This is a genomic window from Aromatoleum sp. (assembly GCF_032027225.1).
Classification (GTDB): Bacteria; Pseudomonadota; Gammaproteobacteria; order Burkholderiales; family Rhodocyclaceae; genus Aromatoleum.
Window position 1 is genome coordinate 25,195 of record NZ_JAVSMM010000016.1, and the last position, 18,486, is coordinate 43,680.

Here is an 18,486-nt window from a genome sequence, read left to right on the forward strand (position 1 = left end):
GTCTCTCTCCTGGGGTCGTTATTGTCCGTACAGCGCAGGCTTGCCGCCTTCTTGTCGTTATTCGTTATTTTTCGTCGAGCATTCTCCGCATCGCAGCGCCGACGGCCCCCGGCGCCTCGGCCATCATCGCGTGTCCGGCCCGGGGGATGATGGCCACGCGGGCACCTCCCGGCACTTTCGCCAGCGCCTCCTGCAAGGGTTTGACCGCCCGCCGTGGCGTCATCTGGTCGCGCTCGCCGCACAGCAGGAGCGTCGGGCAGACGACTTCCGCTGCCGCGTCGAAGCCGCGGTGGTAGCCATTGCACGCAGCCAGATCGTTTGCGAGCACGCCTTCGGGCTGGCGCGCCATCAGGCGCAGGTTCATCGCGGTCAGCCGAACGCCGGGAGAGGCGCTCGCGCCGAGTTGGGATGCCGGCGTATACGACCACTGGTTGATCATCGCGTGGGCGAGGTCCGGCGTTTCACGCGCGGCGCGGAGCAGCGGGTCGGCCACCGGCATCGGTACGACACTGCCGATCAGGATCAGCCGGCTGACGCGTGAGGGCATCTGCGCCGCGGCATGGAGGGCGACGAGCGAGCCCATGCTGTGGCCGACGAGGGCCGCGCGCTCGACGCCGAGCGCATCGAGCAGCGCACCGACCCAGTCGGCGAGCGCTTCCACCGACGCGAGCGGAAGCCCGCGCGAGCGGCCATGGCCCGGCAGATCCGGCGCAACGGCCGAAAAACCGTGATGGGCGAGCTGGCGCGCCTGGAAATTCCACACGCTGTGGTCATGACCGGCGCCGTGGATCATCACGACGACCGGCAGCGCGGGGTCGAACGGGCGTCCGCCGGTATAGACGAAGACCGAAGACGAGGCGATCGCGATTTCCATCGCTATCTCTGCATCGCCCGTTCCGCGGCGTACAGCCCGCGATTCAGGTCTTCGATCAGGTCGTCGAGGTTTTCGAGGCCGACCGACAGGCGAACCGTGCCTTCTCCGATTCCTGCCGCTTCCAGGTCCTGTGCCGACATCCGGAAGTGGGTCGTGCTCGCCGGGTGGATCACGAGCGATTTCGCGTCGCCGACGTTTGCGAGGTGCGAAATGACTCGCACGCCTTCGATGAAGGCACGGCCGGCGATCCGCCCGCCGCGCAGGTCGAAGGACAGCACGGCGCCGGCGCCATCCGGCAGCAGGCGGGCGGCGAGTTCGTGGTCGGGATGCGTGACGAGACCCGGATATGCCACACGCTCGACGAGCGCGTGACTGGCGAGATGCTCGGCCACGGTGCGAGCGTTCGCGACGTGGGCGCGCATGCGCAGCGGCAGGGTTTCCATCCCCTGCAGGATCTGGAACGCGTTCATCGGCGACAGGCATGCGCCGAAATCGCGCAGACCTTCGCGTCGCGCGCGAAGCAGGAAGGCGGCGACCGGAGACTCCTCAGCGAAATCCATGCCGTGAAAGCCGTCCCAGGGCTCGGTGAGCGTCGGAAAAGCCGCCGACGCTTCCCAGTCGAACCGGCCCCCGTCCACGAGCAGCCCACCGACGGCGACGCCGTGGCCGCCGAGGAATTTCGTCGCCGAATGCAGCACGAGGTCGGCGCCCAGCGACAGCGGACGCTGCAGCGCTGGCGTGACGAGGGTCGCGTCGACGAGAAGCGGAATGCGATGTTCGTGCGCGATGTCGGCGACGACCGGGATGTCGAGGACTTCGAGGCCGGGATTGCCGAGCGATTCGCCGAACAGCAGCCGCGTTTCGGGCCGCAGCGCTGCGCGCCACTCGTCCGGCTGGCGCGGATCGACGAAGGTGGTTTCGATGCCGAAACGCGGCAGCGTGTAGCGGAGGAGGTTGTGCGAGCCGCCGTACAGCGAGCGCGAGGCGACGATGTGACCGCCGGCGCCCATCAGCGTCGTGATCGCGAGATGCAGTGCCGCCTGACCGCTCGCAACCGCGACCGCGCCAACGCCGCCATCGAGGGCGGCGATCCGCTCTTCGAGCACCGCATTCGTCGGATTCGAAAGGCGGGAATACGCGTGGCCCGGGCGTTCGAGATTGAAAAGCGCGGCCGCGTGCTCCGTGTCCGAAAACACGTAGCTGGTCGTGAAATAGATCGGCGCCGCGCGTGCGCCGAAGTCCGAATCCGGGGACTGACCCGCGTGCAGCGCGAGGGTTTCGGGGCCGAAAGTCCGGGGTTGTGTCATCGGCGAATGGCGTTTTGCGGGTCGTGGTCAGGCTGGTTCATCGGGCTCGAGCATGCGCTCGATCATCGAAATGCGGTCCTTCAGCGCGAGCTTGCGTTTCTTGAGTCGGCGCAGCAGCAGTTCGTCGTCCTGCGGCGCCCCCGTGAGGCGGGCGATCGCGTCGTCGAGATCCCGGTGCTCCGCCCTGAGCTCCGCCAGGCGCGCCTGAAGACTGGTTACGTCGTCGAATGCTTCCTCGCTCATCTCGGACCTGTGCGGCTGGGCGACGGGCGCGCCGTTAAAGGGGAAATCGGTGCTGTATGGTATGCGCCGACGCCGGGAATGACAATTGGCCCGGCGGTTTTGGCGGGAACCCCAGGAGCGGGCGGCGTCCAATGTCGGGTTGCAGATCGGTTTATGATCGGCCTTTCCGCGTTCAGCCGGGCCAGCACAGCGCCGGCCCGTCCCGAGAAACTTTCTGAAAGCAAGAGCACATAGTGAATAAGGCGTTTGTCAAGGAAGGTGACGGTTCCGACGAAGACGACGAGGTGCCCGCAGGCGTCCGCCTGCCGCCCGGCACCCGGAACTACATGACTCGCCGCGGCTACGAAGCGCTGCGGAGCGAACTCGACCTCCTCGTGCGGACGGAGCGACCGAAGATGGTCGAGACCGTCGCGTGGGCCGCGTCGAACGGCGACCGCTCGGAGAACGGCGACTACATCTACGGCAAGAAGCGGCTGCGCGAAATCGACCGGCGCATCCGCTTCCTGATCAAGCGCATCGAGTCCGCCGAGGTCGTCGATCCCGCGGACCAGCGCGGCATCGAGCAGGTGTTCTTCGGCGCCACGGTGACGATCGCCGACGTCGAAGACGGCGACGAGCAGACCTGGCAGATCGTCGGCGTCGACGAAGCGGACGCGAGCGCGGGGCGAATCAGCTGGATTTCGCCGCTGGCGCGCGCGCTGCTGAAAGCGCGCGAAGGCGACGCGGTGCGCTTCGTGAGCCCGGCCGGGCCGCGTGAAGTCGAGGTCGTCGAGGTGCGCTACGTCTGACGGAGGCGGTCCGTCGTCGCGCGATTCGTCCTGCCACTTGAAATTCGGCCCGACCGCTCCCATTTGCGGCCAGTTGATCAGCAAACGGAGTTGCATCCATGACGAACGAGCACGCCGCCGGCGCTCAGACCCTCAATTTCCAGGCCGAGGTGAAGCAGCTGCTTCACCTGATGATCCACTCGCTGTATTCGAACCGCGAGATCTTCCTGCGCGAGTTGATCTCGAACGCGTCGGACGCGTGCGACAAGCTGCGCTTCGAGGCGCTCGACAAGCCTGAACTCTTCGAAGGCGACAGCGAGCTCGCGATCCGGGTGTCGTTCGATTCGGACGCGAAGACCGTCACGGTTGCGGACAACGGCATCGGCATGAGCCGCGACGAGACGGTCGCGCACCTCGGCACGATCGCGAAGTCCGGCACGAAGGAATTCTTCTCGCAGCTCACCGGCGACCAGAAGAAGGACGCGCACCTGATCGGCCAGTTCGGCGTCGGTTTCTACTCGGCCTTCATCGTCGCCGACAAGGTCACCGTCGTGACGCGTCGCGCCGGCCTGCCGGCGGCCGAAGGCGTGAAGTGGGAATGCTCGATGGTCGGCGACGCGGCCGGCGAATATACCGTCGAGCCGGTCGAGAAGGCCAGCCGCGGGACCGAGATCACGCTGCACCTGCGCGACGACCAGGAAGATCTGCTCTCCGGCTGGAAGCTGCGCAGCCTGATCCGCAAGTACTCCGACCACATCGTCCAGCCGATCCTGATGAAGAAGGAGGAGTGGGACAAGGACAAGAACGAGCAGGTCACGACCGACGACGAGACCGTCAACCAGGCCAACGCGCTGTGGACGCGCTCGAAGAGCGACATCACCGAGGACGAGTACAAGGCGTTCTACAAGCACGTCGGCCACGACTTCGACGAGCCGCTCGCGTGGTCACACGCCCGCGTCGAAGGCCGCCACGAATACACGCAGCTGCTCTACGTCCCGTCGCACGCGCCGTTCGACATGTGGGACCGCAACGCGCGCCACGGCATCAAGCTGTACGTGAAGCGCGTGTTCATCATGGACGACGCCGAGAAGCTGATGCCGACTTACCTGCGCTTCGTGCGCGGCGTCGTCGACTCCGCCGACCTGCCGCTCAACGTGTCGCGCGAGATCCTGCAGGAAAGCAAGGACATCGACACCATCCGCGCCGGCTGCACAAAGAAGGTGCTGGGCCTGCTCGAAGATCTCGCGACCAGCGAGGACGCCGCCGAGCGTGAGAAGTACGCGACTTTCTGGAAGGAATTCGGCAAGGTTCTGAAGGAAGGTGTCGGCGAGGACTTCGCGAACAAGGACAAGATCGCGGGCCTGCTGCGTTTCGCCTCGACGCACAACGACACGCCGGACGAGACGGTGTCGCTCGCCGACTACATCGGTCGCATGAAGGAAGGTCAGGACAAGATCTACTTCGTGACCGCCGAAACCTTCAACGCCGCGAAGAACAGCCCCCATCTCGAGATCTTCCGCAAGAAGGGCATCGAGGTGCTGCTGCTCTCCGACCGCGTTGACGAGTGGGTGATCGGCAACCTCACAGAGTTCGACGGCAAGCCGCTCGTCTCCGTCGCCAAGGGTGGCCTCGATCTCGGCACGCTCGAGGATGAAGCCGAGAAGAAGGAAGCCGAGAAGGCCGCCGACGAGTACAAGGATCTGCTCGAGAAGATGAAGACGAGCCTCGGCGAGCGCGTCAAGGAAGTACGCGTCACGCACCGGCTCACCGATTCGCCCGCCTGCCTCGTCGCCGACGAGCACGACATGGGGATGAACCTCGCGCGCATCCTCAAGGCGGCCGGACAGAACGCGCCGGCGTCGAAGCCGATCCTCGAGATCAACCCGCAGCACCCCGCGGTGATGCGGCTGAAGTACGAGGACAAGCAGTTCGACGACTGGGCCGCGGTGCTGTTCGACCAGGCGCTGCTCGCCGAAGGCGGCACGCTCGACGACCCCGCGACCTTCGTCAAGCGCATCAATCAGCTGATGATGGCGATGAGCGGCGGAGCCGCGAACGCAAGCTGACTCGCACCGTCCATACGATGATGACGCCAGGCCATGTGCCTGGCGTTTTTTTATCGTTTCGGATGACTTGGTGCGAGGCGGAGGCCTTCCTGGCCCGACCGGCGTTGTGACGTGGCGCAGCGAGAGCATCGCGATTAGCGTCGTGCTGTTCCCGCGAAAGGGGCGATCGCGGCGCAACTCCTCGATCGCGAACATGATGCCGCCGAGCTGCGTGTTGAACGCGCTCAGTCCCCACGCTGCTGACGCCCAAGATCAGATCCCGGCTCGACGCGATCCGTCCCTTCTATTACCCGCCAGCCGGGGCAATCAGCAGCGGAAGCCGCGGAGAGACTTCCTTCACGCTGCGGCGTGTGCCGATTGCGATTTTCGCGCCGATCGCCAGCACAATCGCGATGAATCCGGCGAGCAGCGCGGCGAGGACGAGCAAAATCTGCTGGCGCCAGCGGCGGATCGAGAGCCAGGGCGGCGTGTCGCGGCGGGGCCTCGTGCCGCCTCCGGAGCGTGCGCTCGGGAGGCTTCGCTTCGTCGAATCGAAATGCGCTGCACCTTGTCGGCGGCGAGGAGGATCAGCGAATTGTCGGTGGCAGGCGTGGTTCGATCGGTTTACCGCGTGTCATGTGGAGACGGGGACCGCTGCGTACCCCGAATGCCATACGCCCGCTGCAGCGTTGCGCTACGATGCGCGAGTGCACGGCAACGTGTTAATGTTTTAATAAATATTTTTCAGCAAATATAGTTGGAGCCCTGATTCATGTCGCAAGAGCAGTCCTCGGCCTTGGCTAAATCGTCGGATCGCAAGCCATCTACTTCGCCGTTGTCGGTCTTGCAGCGTTTTCGGGTGCTCATCCGCACCGCCCAGCGGCACTCGCAATGGATCGAGCGGCAAAGCGGCGTCACCGGGGCACAGCTTTGGGCGCTGCAGGAGCTGAAGGAAGTTTCGGGCTTGCGCGTCGGGGAGCTCGCCGGAAGGATGGCGCTGCACCAATCGACCGCGTCGAACATGGTGGACAAGCTCGAATCGGCCAAGCTGATCCGCAAGGAACGGACGAGCGTCGATCAGCGGGTCGTGCGCCTTTATCTCACCGAGGCCGGCGTGGAACTCCTCAAGCGTTCGCCGTCGCCGGCGCGCGGCATCTTGCCGGAAGCCTTGCGCCTTCTGGACGAAGAGGCGCTGATGCGTCTGCAACGCGAGCTCGACGTGCTGCTGCGGCAGATCAAGGATCTGGACGAAGGTTTTGGCATGCAGCCCTTGCCCTTCACCGAATAGCACACCGCGCCGGCGGTCCGTCCGGACCGCATTCGACAAGCAAGTGCTGCGGATAGCAGCTGAAAGCGGCCTCCTGGCCGCTTCTTTTTATTGTTTCTTCGACAACTGCTGCATCGCGCGCTCGAGGCCGCCGAGCGTCATCGGATACATTCGCCCGCCCATGATTTGCTGCAGGATTTCGATCGACCGGCGGTAGGGCCACAAGCGCTCCGGCTCCGGATTGAGCCAGGCCGCGGCAGGCCACGCATCGAGCAGGCGGCGAATCCAGGCTGCGCCCGGTTCGGTGTTCATGTGTTCGATCGAGCCGTGCTGATGCAGGATCTCGTACGGACTCATCGTCGCGTCGCCGACGAAGATCAGCTTGTAGTCGGGGCCGTAGCGGTGGATCAGGTCGACCAGCGGGATGTTCTCGGCGTGGCGGCGGTGGCTGTCGCGCCACACCCGCTCGTAGACGCAGTTGTGGAAATAGAAATATTCGAGGTGCTTGAACTCGCTGCGGCACGCCGAGAACAGCTCCTCGCAGACTTTCACGTGGTCGTCCATCGAGCCGCCGACGTCGAGGAACAGCAGCACTTTCACCGCATTGTGGCGCTCGGGGCGCATCATCAGGTCGAGCCACCCGGCGTTGCGCGCAGTCGCCGCGATCGTGCCGTCGAGATCGAGCTCATCCGCCGCGCCTTCGCGCGCGAAACGCCGCAGCCGCCGCAGTGCGACCTTGATGTTGCGCGTGCCGAGTTCGACCGAATCGTCGAGGTTGCGGTATTCGCGCTTCTCCCACACCTTGATCGCGGTGCGGTTGCCGGCCGACTCGCCGCCGACGCGGATGCCTTCGGGGTGGTAGCCGTTGTTGCCGAACGGCGACTTTCCGCCGGTGCCGATCCATTTCGAACCGCCCTGGTGGCGCTCCTTCTGCTCGTCGAGACGCTTGCGGAATTCTTCCATCAGCTTGTCCCAGCCGAGCTTTTCGAGCTTCGCCTTGTCCTCGGGCGACAGGTGGCGCTTCATCATCGCCCGCAGCCAGTCTTCGGGCAGTTCGGCCTCGAGCCCCGGGATCTCCGTGACGCCCTTGAAATAGGCGCCGAAGGCCGAGTCGAAGCGGTCATAAAACGACTCGTCCTTGACGAGACAGGTGCGCGCGTAGAAGTAGAAGTCTTCCATCGAATGGCCGCAGACGCCGTCTCGCAGGCCTTCGAGGAGGGTCAGGAACTCGCGTGTCGACACCTTGAGCTTGCTGGCCTTCAAGTGCAGGAAAAAATCGATCAGCATTGTTCCTCTCCGTTGCCCGCAGCGGGTGGGGCGGTGACTTCGAGTGCCCACGCGAAGGCTTCGAGGTGGCGCCGGTTCGCGATCGCGGGCGTGACGTCGCAGCGTTGCGCGAGCACGTCGAGCGCGGTCGCGTCGCCGGTCTCGCACGCGATCACGAGCGCCAGAAGATCGCCGAACGGTCCCTCGCCGCGCAGGACCGCGGCCTCGACTGCGGGGGCCGTTGCGATCGCAGCGATCGCCTCGCTCATCGGCACCTCCAGCGCGACGTCGACGAGTGACAGCAGGCCCACGAGGAACAGCGTGTCCCGCTCCGCAACTGGACGACCTTCGCCGAGAAGCTCCATCAGGCGCGCCCGCACGAGAGCGTTCTCGAGGATGGCGGCGGAACGTGCCGAGCCCTTGTCGGCACCGTACAACAGCAGCATCAGCCAGCGGTAGAGTCGGTCGCGTCCGAGTTGCATCACCGCCTGCTCGATGGACGAGAGCTCACCGTGCATGCCGATAGCGGCGGAATTCATGTAGCGCATCAAGCGCAGTGACAGCGCGCCGTCCTGCTTGAGGAGTTCAACGAGTTCGTCGGTGTCGGCTTCGCGGCGCAGGCGCGCGAGCAATTCGGCGATTTTCGCGGTGTTCGGCCCGAGCTTGTTGCCGTGCCAGTCTTCGCGCCTCGTGATGAACGGCCCCTGGAACAGCTCGGCGCCGAGGCTCCGACAGAGCTGCAAATCGTCCTGGCTCGGAAGTCCACGAGCGATCAATACGGCTTCGGAGCCGGCCGCTCGCAAGCGTTCGACGTCGTCCTTCTGACGCGTGGGATCCGCGTGCTCGGCAGCGAGCATCGCGTAATCGACCTCGGGCTGCAGGAAGGAGAGGGTGCCGAGCAGGTCGGGACACGCGACGGCGATTCCGAAGCCGGATTCCCGAAGGCGCCGGACCTCCCCGAGCAAATCGGCCGTCAGCGGCGTCCCGTCGTCCTCGAGCATCGTGACGACCAGCACGGTATTTTGTGGCGGAAGCGTCGCGATCGACGCGTGGCCGAGAAAGGAGTCCGGCACGTCGAGAAACGCCTTGCAATGAGCGAGCAAGCGCGCCGCGTCGATGCGGGCGACGTTGCGCACGAGGACTTCCGCGTAGACGTGGTGAATGCGTCGGCTTCCGCTGCGAATGCGGCTGCGCGCGCCTTCGCGCAGCATGAACTGGTAGCCGGCGACGCGCTGATCCACGCCGAGGACGGCCTCGCGACAGAGGAAGCCTTCGGGCGTGCCAGCGGACGCGAGCTCGCTATCCCGCACCGGGGCGTGGCGCTCGAGCATCTCGAAATCCGCGCGGTCTCCCTGTGCCGGGGTTGTCGGCTTGCGGAACAGGCCGCCGAAATACGGCGCGATTAAGTCCAGCAACATCGCCTGCTCAACGATTATGGCGCGCCATGAACACCAAACGTTCGAACAGATGCAGGTCCTGCTCGTTCTTCAGCAGCGCTCCGGCGAGCGGCGGCACTGCCACCTCGTTGTCCTTCGAGCGTAGCGCTTCGGCCGGAATTTCCTCGGCGACGAGGAGTTTCAGCCAGTCGATGAGCTCGGAGGTCGACGGCTTCTTCTTCAGGCCGGGCACGTCCCGCAGACCGAAGAACACTTCGAGCGCCTCGCGCAGCAGGTCGCGCTTGATCGACGGGAAATGCACGTCGACGATGCGCTGCATCGTGTCGCGGTCCGGGAAGCGAATGTAGTGGAAGAAGCAGCGACGCAGGAAGGCGTCCGGCAACTCCTTTTCGTTGTTCGACGTGATGAAGACGATGGGGCGGTGACGCGCGCGCACCGTTTCGCGCGTCTCATAGACGTGGAACTCCATGCGATCGAGCTCGCGCAACAAATCGTTCGGAAACTCGATGTCGGCCTTGTCGATCTCGTCGATCAGCACGACCGTCGGCGTCTCGGCGTCGAACGCCTGCCACAGCACGCCCTTGACGATGTAATTCGCGATGTCCTTGACTCGGTTGTCACCGAGTTGCGAATCGCGCAGGCGCGACACCGCGTCGTATTCGTACAGACCCTGCTGCGCTTTCGTCGTCGACTTGATGTGCCATTGCAAAAGCGGCACGCCGAGCGCGGCGGCGACTTCTTCGGCCAGCATCGTCTTGCCCGTGCCGGGTTCGCCCTTGATCAGCAAGGGGCGCTGCAACTTGATCGCGGCATTGACCGCGAGCATCAGGTCTGGGGTGGCGACATAGTCCTTGGAACCTTCGAAACGCATCGGGGAATCCTCTGATTAAGCTCCGACGATTATAGGGCTAGGCTGTGCTGCGGCAGCCTTTTGCATCCGTACTTTTACTGAGTTTTGCGAAGAATCGACGGTATTTGCAACCCGGATGGCGGCACGTAGAATTTTGGCCGTCGTCCGGCCGAAACCAAAAACGAATCGAGGAGACAACATGCTGCGACGCCATTTCCTGATCGCCGCCTGTCTTGCGTTGTCCGGGCCTTCTGCATTCGCGCTGGAAGGCGATCCGCAGGCAGCCAGGAACAAGACTTCGATGTGCATCGGCTGCCACGGCATTCCCGGCTACCGGACGTCGTTCCCCGAGGTGTATCCCGTGCCGAAGCTCGGTGGCCAGCACGCCGCATACATCGTCCGCGCACTGCAGGCCTACCGTGACGGCGAGCGCACCCACCCGTCGATGCGCGCGATCGCGACGAGTCTCTCCGACCAGGACATGGCGGATCTCGCCGCCTATTACAGTGCGAACCCTGCAGCAGCGGAGGCGGCGAAATGACGATGCGGAAAATTGCCGGCGCGGCGCTCGCGCTTCTGTCGCTCGCAGCCTTGCCGGCGATTGCTGCCGGCGATCCCGCCGTCGGCAAGGAAAAGTCGACCGTGTGTGCCGCCTGCCACGGACCGGACGGCAACAGTCCGTCTCCCGAATTCCCGCGCATCGGCGGCCAGTACGAGGAGTACCTGTACCAGGCCTTGCTCGCCTACAAGGCCGGCAAGCGGAAGAACCCGATCATGATGGCGCAGGTCGAGAAACTTTCTCCGGCCGACCTCGGCGATCTCGCTGCGTACTTCGCGAGCCAGAAAGGGCTGTATCAGAAACGCTGACGGCGGTCGCGGCGAACTGGGGCCGCCGCCCGGCGGCAACGTTAGCCCCTGCGGCAGGCTTGCGCTGTTAGCTGGAGCGAGCCCGCCGCATGACGCAGGCGACATATGCTGCTCCGTCGGGAGGGGCATTGTTCCGCTGCGCGTCGAACAGGGTTTCACCGAGGCATTCGAGCACGTCGTGCAGCGCGTCGTGCCGATTGCCGTGGCGGTTCTGCGATGCCTCGAATGCCGCTCGCAGACCCGGCGGCTGGTCGATCGAAAGCTGCTCCTCGACCGCCAGATGCAGCGCCAGGTGCAGGAAGGGATTGATCTGTCCGGCGTCGGGCAGGAAGTCGCGGTCGACCGAGTCGGGGTCTTCGAGCAGCGCCTGGTACTCGGGGTGTTGCAGCACGAGATCGGCGGCCATGTGCTCGAGTGGCGTGAGCACTTCCTTTTCCCGGTATTTGCGCCAGCTTCCGGTGAAGAAGCTGCGGACTTCGTCGCGTGAGGGGTTGAACATTCGAGTCTCTTGAGTTAGGCGGTCTTGTCGCGGTAGTCGCACAGGTCGCGCACGCGGCATTCGCCGCATTTCGGCTTGCGTGCGACGCAGACGTAGCGGCCGTGCAGAATCAGCCAGTGGTGGGCGTTCGTCAGGTATTCCTTCGGCACCCGGCGCATCAGCGCGTTCTCGACGGCGAGCACGTCCTTGCCCGGCGCAAGCCCGGTGCGATTCGCGACGCGGAAAATATGCGTGTCGACCGCCATCACCGGTTCTCCGAACACGGTGTTCAGCACGACGTTCGCCGTTTTCCGTCCGACCCCGGGCAGCGCTTCGAGTGCCGCACGGCTGCGGGGGACTTCGCCGCCGTGCCGTTCCAGCAACAGGCGCGACAACGCGACCGTGTTTCTCGCCTTGTTGCGGTACAGGCCGATGGTCCGGATATGCGCAGCGACGCCTTCTTCGCCGAGCGTCAGCATTGCCTCGGGCGTCGGCGCGGCCGCGAAAAGTCCGCGTGTCGCGAGATTCACGCCCTTGTCCGTCGCTTGTGCGGACAGCACGACCGCGACGAGCAACTGGAACGGCGTCGCGTATTCGAGCTCGGTCGACGGTTCGGGGTTCGCTTCGGCCAGCCGTTGGAAGAACTCGCGGATCGCGTCGCGCTTCATCCGGACTGGTCAGGACTGCGCGGAAGCGGCCGCGGGTTCATCGACGACTGCGGCCGGGCGCGTCGGCTTGCGGGCGCCGGCGCGGCTGCGCATCCAGTTCGACAGCGCGATCAGGCAGCCCAGCGCGAAGAAGGCGCCCGGCGGCAGGATGCCGAGCAGGAAGCCGGGATAGTCTTCCCCGAAAACGAGGATCGGAGACGTGCCGGGAACGATCATCTCGATGCCGGAAAGGAGCGTGCCGTTGCCGACGAGTTCGCGAATGCCGCCGAGCACCGCGAGCACGCAGACTAGCCCGAGGCCCATCATGATGCCGTCAACCGTCGACGATACCGGGTCGTTCTTCGCCGCGTAGGCCTCGACGCGGGCGAGCACGATGCAGTTCGTGACGATCAGCGGAATGAAGATCCCGAGCACGAGGTAAAGGTCGTGCAGATACGCGTTGAACGCGAGGTCCACGACGGTGGTCAGCGCGGCGATGATCAGGACGAACACCGGAATGCGGATTTCGTACGGGATGAAATTGCGCAACGACGCGACCGCGAAGTTCGATACCGCCATGACGACGACGGTGGCGAGGCCGAGGCTGACGGCGTTCACCACGCTGGTGCTGACCGCGAGGATCGGGCACAGGCCGAGCAGCTGCACGAGGCCCGTGTTCTGCTTCCAGAGACCGTTCCAGGCGGTCTCGCGAAAGGTCTGGAGATTCATCTGCTGGTTCTTCCGTCAGATCCGGCCGCCGTTCGGCGCCGCGAACAACGTATCGCGGTTCGTCGTTGCGTACTCAATCGCACGCCCGGTTGCGTTGATCACCGCCCGCGCGCTGATCGTCGCGCCGACGCGGTAACCGAACACGCCGTCGTCGCGCTTGACCTTCCACTGAGCCGGCGCGACGTCCCCGAGCGAGACGCCCGTGAACTGGCCGATCCAGGGCTGGCTCTTGTTGCGATCCTTCTTCGGATCGATGTAGTCGCCGAGTCCCGGCGTTTCCTTGTGGCTGGTCACGCGTACGCCGCCGAGACGTCCGTCGGTGCCCACCGCGATCACGAGCTGAATCTTTCCCGCGTAACCGTCGGGTGCCGCCGCTTCCAGCACCAACGCAGCCGGAGCCCCGGCAAGGCGGGCGCGATAGACGCGACCGCCGCGATCGAGGCCGAGCTGTGGGGTCGGGCCCACGGTGACGAAGTCATCGAGGAGCACGTTGTCGTAAGTTCCGGGCGGGAGCACGTCGTTGATCAGCCGCATCTTCTCGTCCTGGGCCGATGCTTCGATCTGCGGACGGGTCATGCGGTAGGTCTGCGACATCAGCGCGGTGAACGCGAGCGTGAAGACCACCATGATTCCGGCCGTGCGCAGCGAAATCCGGGCGGCGCTGTAGCGGGCGCTCATCACGGCCGTCCTCCGCGGTGGCCGAACACCGGCGGCTGGGTCTTCATGTCGATCACCGGCACGCAGATGTTCATCAGCAGCACCGCGAACGCGATCCCTTCGGGAAATGCGCCGAACACGCGGATCAGATAGGCGATCACGGCAATGCCGGCCGCGAAGATCAGCTTGCCGCGCGGCGTCGTCGCGCCCGTGATCGGATCGGTGACGATGAAGAAGGCGGCGAGCATCGCACCCCCGGTTGCGAGGTGGAACCACGGCGGCGCGAACTGAGCCGGGTCCGCGAGCCAGAACACCGTCGAGATCAGCGCCAGCGCCGCGAGGAATGCGACCGGCATGTGCCAGGTGACGATGCGGCGAGCGAGCAGATACAGGCCGCCAGCGAGGTAGCCGAGCGGGAGCCACTCCCAACCGCGCCCGCCGACCGCACCGAAGGCGCCGGCCTGTTGCAGCACGGTTTCGACGCTCGCCCCGCCAGCGCGAAGGCCCGTGCGCATCGCATCGAGCGCCGTCGCCCCGGTAATCGCATCGAGTTGGCGCGCGCTGCCAAGGACGAGATCGAGCTGTGTCTGGAAGTCGAGTTGCCCGGCCGGCGGCCACTGGGACATCAGCGACGGAAACGCGACGATCATCGCGCAGTACGCGACCATCGCCGGGTTGAACGGATTTTGTCCGAGCCCCCCGTACAGATGCTTGACGGCGACGATCGCAATCAGCACGCCGAGCACGGTGACCCACCACGGCAGGATCGGCGGAAAGCACAGCACGACGAGCCACGCGGTGACGACCGCGGACAGGTCCGACAGTGCCGGCGCGATCGGACGCCTGCGCGCCGCGAGCATCAGCGCTTCGGCCGCGAGCGCGGTGACGGTCGCGATCAGCAGATTGACGACGACGACTTCGGCGACCTGCCAGACGTAGGCGGCGATGCCGGGAAGCAGCGCGAGCAGCACGGCGAGCATCACGCTCTGGACGCTCGCCGGCTTGCGGATGTAGGGGGAGTGGATCATGTCAGGATGTCGCGTCGCTGCCTTCGAGTTTCGCCTTGTCGCGCCGCGCGTCGCTCGTCGCGGACACGTCGCCGCTCGCCTGGGCGGTCGATTCCGCGATTGCGGCCTTCTGCTGTTTCGCACGCGCAAGGGCCGCGGCGATCAATGCCTTTTTCGGGTCTTCGTCCGCGGCGGCCGTCGCGGTGTCGCCGCTTTCGGCCGTGTCGGACAGCTTCGCCCGCGTTTCGGCGGCTTTCGCCGCGAGCCTCGCCGCCTTTTCTTCCTTCTCCCGCTCCTGGCGGAAGTTGCGGAACTCGAAGCGGTCGCGTGCCTGGTCGGCCGCCGTCACTTCACGCTCGCGCGCCCAGATCTCGCTCTTCGAGAAGCGGAAGTAATCGACGAGCGGGATATGCGACGGGCACACGAAGGCGCAGCAGCCGCATTCGATGCAGTCGAAGAGGTGATATTCCTGCGCCTTGCCGAAGTTCTTCGCGCGCGAAAACCAGTACAGCTCGAAAGGCTGCAGACTGGCGGGGCAGGCCCGCGCACACGAGCCGCAACGGATGCACGGAAGTTCCGGCGGCGGCGGCGGGAACAGTGCGGGTGACGCCGCGATGATGCAGTTGCTGCCTTTCGTCGCTGGCACCGAGAGATCGCCGAGCGCGATGCCCATCATCGGGCCGCCCATCAGGTAGCGGTCGGTGCCGGGCTTCGGGCCGGCGAGCGGCAAAAGCGCGTCGACCGGCGTGCCGATCAGGACTTCGTGGTTGCCGGGGCGCTCGACGTTGCCGGTCAGCGTGACGACGCGCGAGACGAGCGGCTCACCGTGCCGGATCGCGCGGTGGACCGCATACGCGGTGCCGACGTTGAAGCACTGCACGCCGAACTCGATGCCGAGTTTGCCTTGTGCGATCTCGATACCGGTCAACACCCGGATCAGCTGTTTTTCGCCGCCCGCCGGATAGAGCGTCGGCACGGGGACGATCTCGATCGGTTCGGACAGCTTGGCCGCGCTATCGCGCATCGCGGTGATCGCTTCCGGCTTGTTGTCCTCGATGCCGACGAGCACGCGGGCGGCGCCGATCAGCTCGCGCAGAATCGCGACCCCGGACAGGATTTCCGCCGCGCGCTCGCGCATCAGCCGGTCATCGCAGGTGATCCACGGCTCGCATTCGGCGCCGTTGATGACGAGCGTGTCGATGCCGCGTCCGCTGCCGAGTTTGACATGGGTCGGGAAAGTCGCGCCGCCCATGCCGACGATGCCCTGGTCGCGCAGATATTTCAGGGCCGCATCGCGTGGAACCGAGCGGTGGTCGAAGGGACCGTGCTCGATCCATTCGTCGACGCCATCCGGTTCGATGACGACCGACAGCGTGTCGAGGCCGGAAGCGTGCGCCATCGGATGAGGCGCGATCTCGGCGACCGTGCCGGACGTCGAGGCGTGTACCGCGGTGCCGAGAAAGCCTTCGCCTTCGCCGATGCGCTCGCCCTTGCGGACTTTCTGCCCGACTTCGACGACGCAGCGCGCCGCGGAGCGGGCGCTCTGGCGCAGCGGGATCACGAGACGCGGCGGCAGCACGACGGGCAAAATCGGCGTCGTCGCGGACTCGTTTTTGTGCGAATCCGGCTTCACACCGCCGCGGAAATTGAACAGGCGGGCGATCATGCGGCGGACCTCAGCTCGTGCACCGGGTATTTCCATTTCCAGGTTTCGATGGTTTCCCCGACCGGCACCATCGTGATGCAGTCCACCGGACACGGCGCGATGCACAGCTCGCAGCCGGTGCACAGTGGCGTGACCACGGTGTGCATCTGCTTGGCCGCGCCAACGATGGCGTCGACCGGACAGGCCTGAATACACAACGTGCAGCCGATGCAGCTCTGCTCGTTGATCGCCGCGACCGACTTCGCTTTTTCGGCGCCGTGTTCTTCGGACAACGGCTTGAATTCGCGCCCCAACAGGTCCGCTAGCTTGCGGATGCCTTCCTCGCCGCCCGGCGGGCACTGGTTGATGTCCGCCTCGCCGTTCGAGATCGCCTGCGCGTACGGTTTGCAGCCCGGGTAGCCGCATTGCCCGCATTGCGTCTGCGGCAGGATCGCGTCGATCTTCTCGACCAGCGGGTCGCCTTCGACCTTGAAGCGGATCGAGGCAAAGCCGAGTGCCGCGCCGAGCGCGACGGCGATGCCGGTCATGACGAGGAGGGCGGTCAACATTTCGGGATGTCCGTTCGCGGGACGGGGCAGCGTAGGCGAAGCGCCTCGGTCGTGCCTTGGGCCATGTCAGGAGTCGGAGGACGGAACTGCAATTACTGGAACCGGTCGAGACCGGCGAACCCCATGAACGCGAGGCTCATGAATCCGGCGGTGATCATCGCGATCGCGGTGCCCTTGAACGGCGCCGGAACGTCGGCGCCATCGAGTCGCTCGCGGATGCCCGCGAACAGGACCAGTGCGAGCGTGAAGCCGACCGAGGAGCCGAAACCGAACAGCAGCGACTCGAGCAGGTTGTGGTCGAGCGCGACGTTGAGCAGCGGCACGCCGAGCACGGCGCAGTTCGTCGTGATCAGCGGCAGGTAGATGCCGAGAACCTGATGCAGCAGCGGGCTCGTTTTCTGGATGATGAGCTCGGTGAGCTGCACGATCGCCGCGATGACGACGATGAACGACAGCGTGCGCAGGTATGCGACGTCGTTCGGCTGCAGCAGGTAGTGGTCGATCAGATAGCTCGTGCCGGACGCGAGCGTGAGCACGAACGTCGTCGCGGCGCCCATGCCGATCGCCGTCTCGAGCTTCTTGGACACGCCCATGAAGGGGCACAGTCCGAGGATGCGCACGAAGACGACGTTGTTGACCAGGACTGCGCCGATGACGATGAATATGTAACTGCTCATGATCGGGACCGGATGGAATCGCGGGATTATCGCGCGCTGCGCTGCCGCCGCTCAACCCTGAAGCGGTTATAGACTTATTCCTGTTCGCGCCGCGTCCGGGATTTCAGGCGGCTCGCGCCGGTCCGGAAGGGTGGGGTGCCGCGGAATGTCGGTGATCGGCGGTCGCGCGAACGCATTCTCCGACGAGTCCCGGGCCGCGATAGATGAGTCCGCTGTAGACCTGCACGAGTCCCGCCCCGGCGTCGAGCTTCGCTCGTGCGGCGCGCCCGTCGAGGACGCCGCCGGCGGCGATGATCGGCAGTTCGCCGGCGAGCGCGTGTGCGAGTTGCGCGACGACCGCAGTCGACGCTTCGAACACCGGCGCGCCCGAAAGCCCCCCCTGCTGTTCCGCGTAGCGGACGCCCTGCACCTTGTCGCGCGAGATCGTCGTGTTCGTCGCGATCACGCCGTCGATGCGGTGGCGACGCAGCGCGTCGGCGATTGTGGTCACCTGTTCCGGTTCGAGGTCCGGCGCGATCTTGAGCGTGAGCGGCACGTAGCGTCCGTGCGTCTCGGTGAGCTGCTGCTGACGCGCCTTCAACCGGCCGAGCAGGTCGTCGAGCTCGGATTCGCCCTGCAGTTGCCGCAGGTTCTTCGTGTTCGGCGAGGAGATATTGACCGTGACGTAGCTCGCGAGCGGGTAGACCTTGTCGAGGCAGGCGAGATAGTCGTCGGCGGCCTGCTCGATCGGCGTATCGAAATTCTTGCCGATGTTGATGCCGAGGATGCCGCGGTATTTGGCCGCCTTCACGTTCGCGACCAGCACTTCCACGCCGTGATTGTTGAACCCCATGCGATTGATGATCCCCCGCACTTCGGGCAGGCGGAACATCCGGGGGCGCGGATTGCCCGGCTGCGGGCGCGGGGTGACGGTGCCGATCTCGATGAAGCCGAAGCCGAAGCGGGCGAGCCCGTCGATGGCTTCGCCGTTCTTGTCGAGGCCGGCTGCCAGGCCGATCCGGTTCGGGAAGCTGAGGCCCATGAGTTGCACGGGATCCGACTCGGCCGGCTTTCCGGCGGGAAGGAAACGGCCGAGGACATGGAGCGACGCGAGGGAGAATTCGTGCGCGGTTTCCGGGTCGAGCGAAAACAGCAGCGGGCGGATGGTTTCGTAGAGCATCGCGGGATTTTACCGCTTCAATACCCGCGGCGCGT

General features: G+C 65.5%; 20 protein-coding genes. 5 read left to right on the plus strand and 15 right to left on the minus strand.

The window, feature by feature from the left end:
- Positions 1-64: 64 nt before the first annotated feature.
- From ROZ37_RS16140 to ROZ37_RS16150, 3 genes are read right to left on the minus strand one after another with little or no spacing between them, the layout of a single operon-like run.
- Positions 65-874 (minus strand): alpha/beta hydrolase, encoded by an 810-nt coding sequence (locus tag ROZ37_RS16140; RefSeq protein WP_312660846.1) that lies wholly within the window; start codon positions 872-874, stop codon positions 65-67.
- A 2-nt stretch (positions 875-876) separates the two neighbouring features.
- Complete coding sequence (locus ROZ37_RS16145) at positions 877-2,181, minus strand: O-acetylhomoserine aminocarboxypropyltransferase (protein ID WP_312660847.1); 1,305 nt, start codon at positions 2,179-2,181, stop codon at positions 877-879.
- Positions 2,182-2,208: 27 nt separating this feature from the next.
- A complete protein-coding gene (locus tag ROZ37_RS16150; protein ID WP_312660848.1) occupies positions 2,209-2,424 on the minus strand; it encodes a DUF465 domain-containing protein in 216 nt (71 codons plus the stop codon).
- Between the two features lie 233 nt (positions 2,425-2,657).
- Here ROZ37_RS16150 and greB point away from each other — a divergent pair, with 233 nt between their 5' ends.
- The 3 genes from greB (at position 2,658) to ROZ37_RS16165 (ending at position 6,524) form a co-directional block, all read left to right on the plus strand.
- Positions 2,658-3,212 (plus strand): transcription elongation factor GreB, encoded by a 555-nt coding sequence (gene greB, locus ROZ37_RS16155; RefSeq protein WP_312660849.1) that lies wholly within the window; start codon positions 2,658-2,660, stop codon positions 3,210-3,212.
- A 98-nt stretch (positions 3,213-3,310) separates the two neighbouring features.
- On the plus strand, positions 3,311-5,257 hold the full coding sequence (gene htpG, locus ROZ37_RS16160; RefSeq protein ID WP_312660850.1) for a molecular chaperone HtpG: 1,947 nt from the start codon (positions 3,311-3,313) through the stop codon (positions 5,255-5,257).
- Positions 5,258-6,008: 751 nt separating this feature from the next.
- Positions 6,009-6,524 carry a MarR family winged helix-turn-helix transcriptional regulator gene (locus tag ROZ37_RS16165; protein WP_312660852.1) on the plus strand — a complete coding sequence of 172 codons (516 nt, stop codon included), beginning with the start codon at positions 6,009-6,011 and terminating at the stop codon, positions 6,522-6,524.
- Between the two features lie 87 nt (positions 6,525-6,611).
- On the opposite strand, the gene ROZ37_RS16170 is transcribed toward ROZ37_RS16165, so the two are convergent.
- From ROZ37_RS16170 to ROZ37_RS16180, 3 genes are read right to left on the minus strand one after another with little or no spacing between them, the layout of a single operon-like run.
- Positions 6,612-7,790, minus strand: a complete 1,179-nt coding sequence (locus ROZ37_RS16170; protein WP_312660854.1) for a VWA domain-containing protein — start codon at positions 7,788-7,790, stop codon at positions 6,612-6,614.
- On the minus strand, positions 7,784-9,187 hold the full coding sequence (locus ROZ37_RS16175; RefSeq protein WP_312660855.1) for an HDOD domain-containing protein: 1,404 nt from the start codon (positions 9,185-9,187) through the stop codon (positions 7,784-7,786). Before ROZ37_RS16175 ends, ROZ37_RS16170 begins: the two co-directional genes overlap by 7 nt.
- A gap of 7 nt (positions 9,188-9,194) precedes the next feature.
- Positions 9,195-10,037 carry a MoxR family ATPase gene (locus tag ROZ37_RS16180; protein WP_312660858.1) on the minus strand — a complete coding sequence of 281 codons (843 nt, stop codon included), beginning with the start codon at positions 10,035-10,037 and terminating at the stop codon, positions 9,195-9,197.
- Between the two features lie 178 nt (positions 10,038-10,215).
- Between ROZ37_RS16180 and ROZ37_RS16185 the strand changes: the two genes are divergently transcribed.
- Both ROZ37_RS16185 and ROZ37_RS16190 read left to right on the plus strand, forming a co-directional pair.
- Positions 10,216-10,557, plus strand: coding sequence for a cytochrome c (locus ROZ37_RS16185; RefSeq protein ID WP_312660860.1), 342 nt, complete (start codon positions 10,216-10,218; stop codon positions 10,555-10,557).
- Complete coding sequence (locus tag ROZ37_RS16190) at positions 10,554-10,883, plus strand: cytochrome c (RefSeq protein WP_312660863.1); 330 nt, start codon at positions 10,554-10,556, stop codon at positions 10,881-10,883. The genes ROZ37_RS16185 and ROZ37_RS16190 overlap by 4 nt, the downstream gene beginning before the upstream one ends.
- A gap of 67 nt (positions 10,884-10,950) precedes the next feature.
- Here ROZ37_RS16190 and ROZ37_RS16195 read toward each other — a convergent pair whose 3' ends face one another.
- The 9 genes from ROZ37_RS16195 to ROZ37_RS16235 all read right to left on the minus strand — a co-directional run bounded on the left by ROZ37_RS16195 (position 10,951) and on the right by ROZ37_RS16235 (position 18,451).
- Positions 10,951-11,382: a DUF1841 family protein gene (locus ROZ37_RS16195; protein ID WP_312660866.1), complete on the minus strand. Its 432-nt coding sequence runs from the start codon at positions 11,380-11,382 to the stop codon at positions 10,951-10,953.
- Positions 11,383-11,396: 14 nt separating this feature from the next.
- Positions 11,397-12,029 (minus strand): endonuclease III, encoded by a 633-nt coding sequence (gene nth, locus ROZ37_RS16200; RefSeq protein ID WP_312660868.1) that lies wholly within the window; start codon positions 12,027-12,029, stop codon positions 11,397-11,399.
- 9 nt (positions 12,030-12,038) lie between these two features.
- Positions 12,039-12,737: an electron transport complex subunit E gene (locus tag ROZ37_RS16205; protein WP_312660870.1), complete on the minus strand. Its 699-nt coding sequence runs from the start codon at positions 12,735-12,737 to the stop codon at positions 12,039-12,041.
- 15 nt (positions 12,738-12,752) lie between these two features.
- A complete protein-coding gene (locus ROZ37_RS16210) occupies positions 12,753-13,415 on the minus strand; it encodes an RnfABCDGE type electron transport complex subunit G (RefSeq protein WP_312660872.1) in 663 nt (220 codons plus the stop codon).
- Positions 13,415-14,422, minus strand: coding sequence for an RnfABCDGE type electron transport complex subunit D (locus ROZ37_RS16215; RefSeq protein WP_312660874.1), 1,008 nt, complete (start codon positions 14,420-14,422; stop codon positions 13,415-13,417). Before ROZ37_RS16215 ends, ROZ37_RS16210 begins: the two co-directional genes overlap by 1 nt.
- A 1-nt stretch (position 14,423) precedes the next feature.
- The gene (gene rsxC, locus ROZ37_RS16220) at positions 14,424-16,067 is read right to left on the minus strand and encodes an electron transport complex subunit RsxC (protein ID WP_312660876.1); all 1,644 of its coding nucleotides are present in this window, start codon (positions 16,065-16,067) and stop codon (positions 14,424-14,426) included.
- Positions 16,064-16,615 carry an electron transport complex subunit RsxB gene (gene rsxB, locus ROZ37_RS16225; protein ID WP_312660878.1) on the minus strand — a complete coding sequence of 184 codons (552 nt, stop codon included), beginning with the start codon at positions 16,613-16,615 and terminating at the stop codon, positions 16,064-16,066. Before rsxB ends, rsxC begins: the two co-directional genes overlap by 4 nt.
- Positions 16,616-16,707: 92 nt before the next feature.
- Positions 16,708-17,292 (minus strand): electron transport complex subunit RsxA, encoded by a 585-nt coding sequence (rsxA, locus tag ROZ37_RS16230; protein WP_312660880.1) that lies wholly within the window; start codon positions 17,290-17,292, stop codon positions 16,708-16,710.
- A gap of 103 nt (positions 17,293-17,395) precedes the next feature.
- Positions 17,396-18,451 carry a quinone-dependent dihydroorotate dehydrogenase gene (locus tag ROZ37_RS16235; RefSeq protein ID WP_312660883.1) on the minus strand — a complete coding sequence of 352 codons (1,056 nt, stop codon included), beginning with the start codon at positions 18,449-18,451 and terminating at the stop codon, positions 17,396-17,398.
- Between the last annotated feature and the right edge of the window lie 35 nt (positions 18,452-18,486).

Coding starts and splice junctions, on each gene's coding strand:
- ROZ37_RS16140 (WP_312660846.1), bottom strand. CDS start 874: ATGGAAATCGCGATCGCCTCGTCTTCGGTCTTCGTCTATACCGGCGGA.
- ROZ37_RS16145 (WP_312660847.1), bottom strand. CDS start 2,181: ATGACACAACCCCGGACTTTCGGCCCCGAAACCCTCGCGCTGCACGCG.
- ROZ37_RS16150 (WP_312660848.1), bottom strand. CDS start 2,424: ATGAGCGAGGAAGCATTCGACGACGTAACCAGTCTTCAGGCGCGCCTG.
- htpG (WP_312660850.1), top strand. CDS start 3,311: ATGACGAACGAGCACGCCGCCGGCGCTCAGACCCTCAATTTCCAGGCC.
- ROZ37_RS16165 (WP_312660852.1), top strand. CDS start 6,009: ATGTCGCAAGAGCAGTCCTCGGCCTTGGCTAAATCGTCGGATCGCAAG.
- ROZ37_RS16170 (WP_312660854.1), bottom strand. CDS start 7,790: ATGCTGATCGATTTTTTCCTGCACTTGAAGGCCAGCAAGCTCAAGGTG.
- ROZ37_RS16175 (WP_312660855.1), bottom strand. CDS start 9,187: ATGTTGCTGGACTTAATCGCGCCGTATTTCGGCGGCCTGTTCCGCAAG.
- ROZ37_RS16180 (WP_312660858.1), bottom strand. CDS start 10,037: ATGCGTTTCGAAGGTTCCAAGGACTATGTCGCCACCCCAGACCTGATG.
- ROZ37_RS16185 (WP_312660860.1), top strand. CDS start 10,216: ATGCTGCGACGCCATTTCCTGATCGCCGCCTGTCTTGCGTTGTCCGGG.
- ROZ37_RS16190 (WP_312660863.1), top strand. CDS start 10,554: ATGACGATGCGGAAAATTGCCGGCGCGGCGCTCGCGCTTCTGTCGCTC.
- ROZ37_RS16195 (WP_312660866.1), bottom strand. CDS start 11,382: ATGTTCAACCCCTCACGCGACGAAGTCCGCAGCTTCTTCACCGGAAGC.
- nth (WP_312660868.1), bottom strand. CDS start 12,029: ATGAAGCGCGACGCGATCCGCGAGTTCTTCCAACGGCTGGCCGAAGCG.
- ROZ37_RS16205 (WP_312660870.1), bottom strand. CDS start 12,737: ATGAATCTCCAGACCTTTCGCGAGACCGCCTGGAACGGTCTCTGGAAG.
- ROZ37_RS16210 (WP_312660872.1), bottom strand. CDS start 13,415: ATGAGCGCCCGCTACAGCGCCGCCCGGATTTCGCTGCGCACGGCCGGA.
- ROZ37_RS16215 (WP_312660874.1), bottom strand. CDS start 14,422: ATGATCCACTCCCCCTACATCCGCAAGCCGGCGAGCGTCCAGAGCGTG.
- rsxC (WP_312660876.1), bottom strand. CDS start 16,067: ATGATCGCCCGCCTGTTCAATTTCCGCGGCGGTGTGAAGCCGGATTCG.
- rsxB (WP_312660878.1), bottom strand. CDS start 16,615: ATGTTGACCGCCCTCCTCGTCATGACCGGCATCGCCGTCGCGCTCGGC.
- rsxA (WP_312660880.1), bottom strand. CDS start 17,292: ATGAGCAGTTACATATTCATCGTCATCGGCGCAGTCCTGGTCAACAAC.
- ROZ37_RS16235 (WP_312660883.1), bottom strand. CDS start 18,451: ATGCTCTACGAAACCATCCGCCCGCTGCTGTTTTCGCTCGACCCGGAA.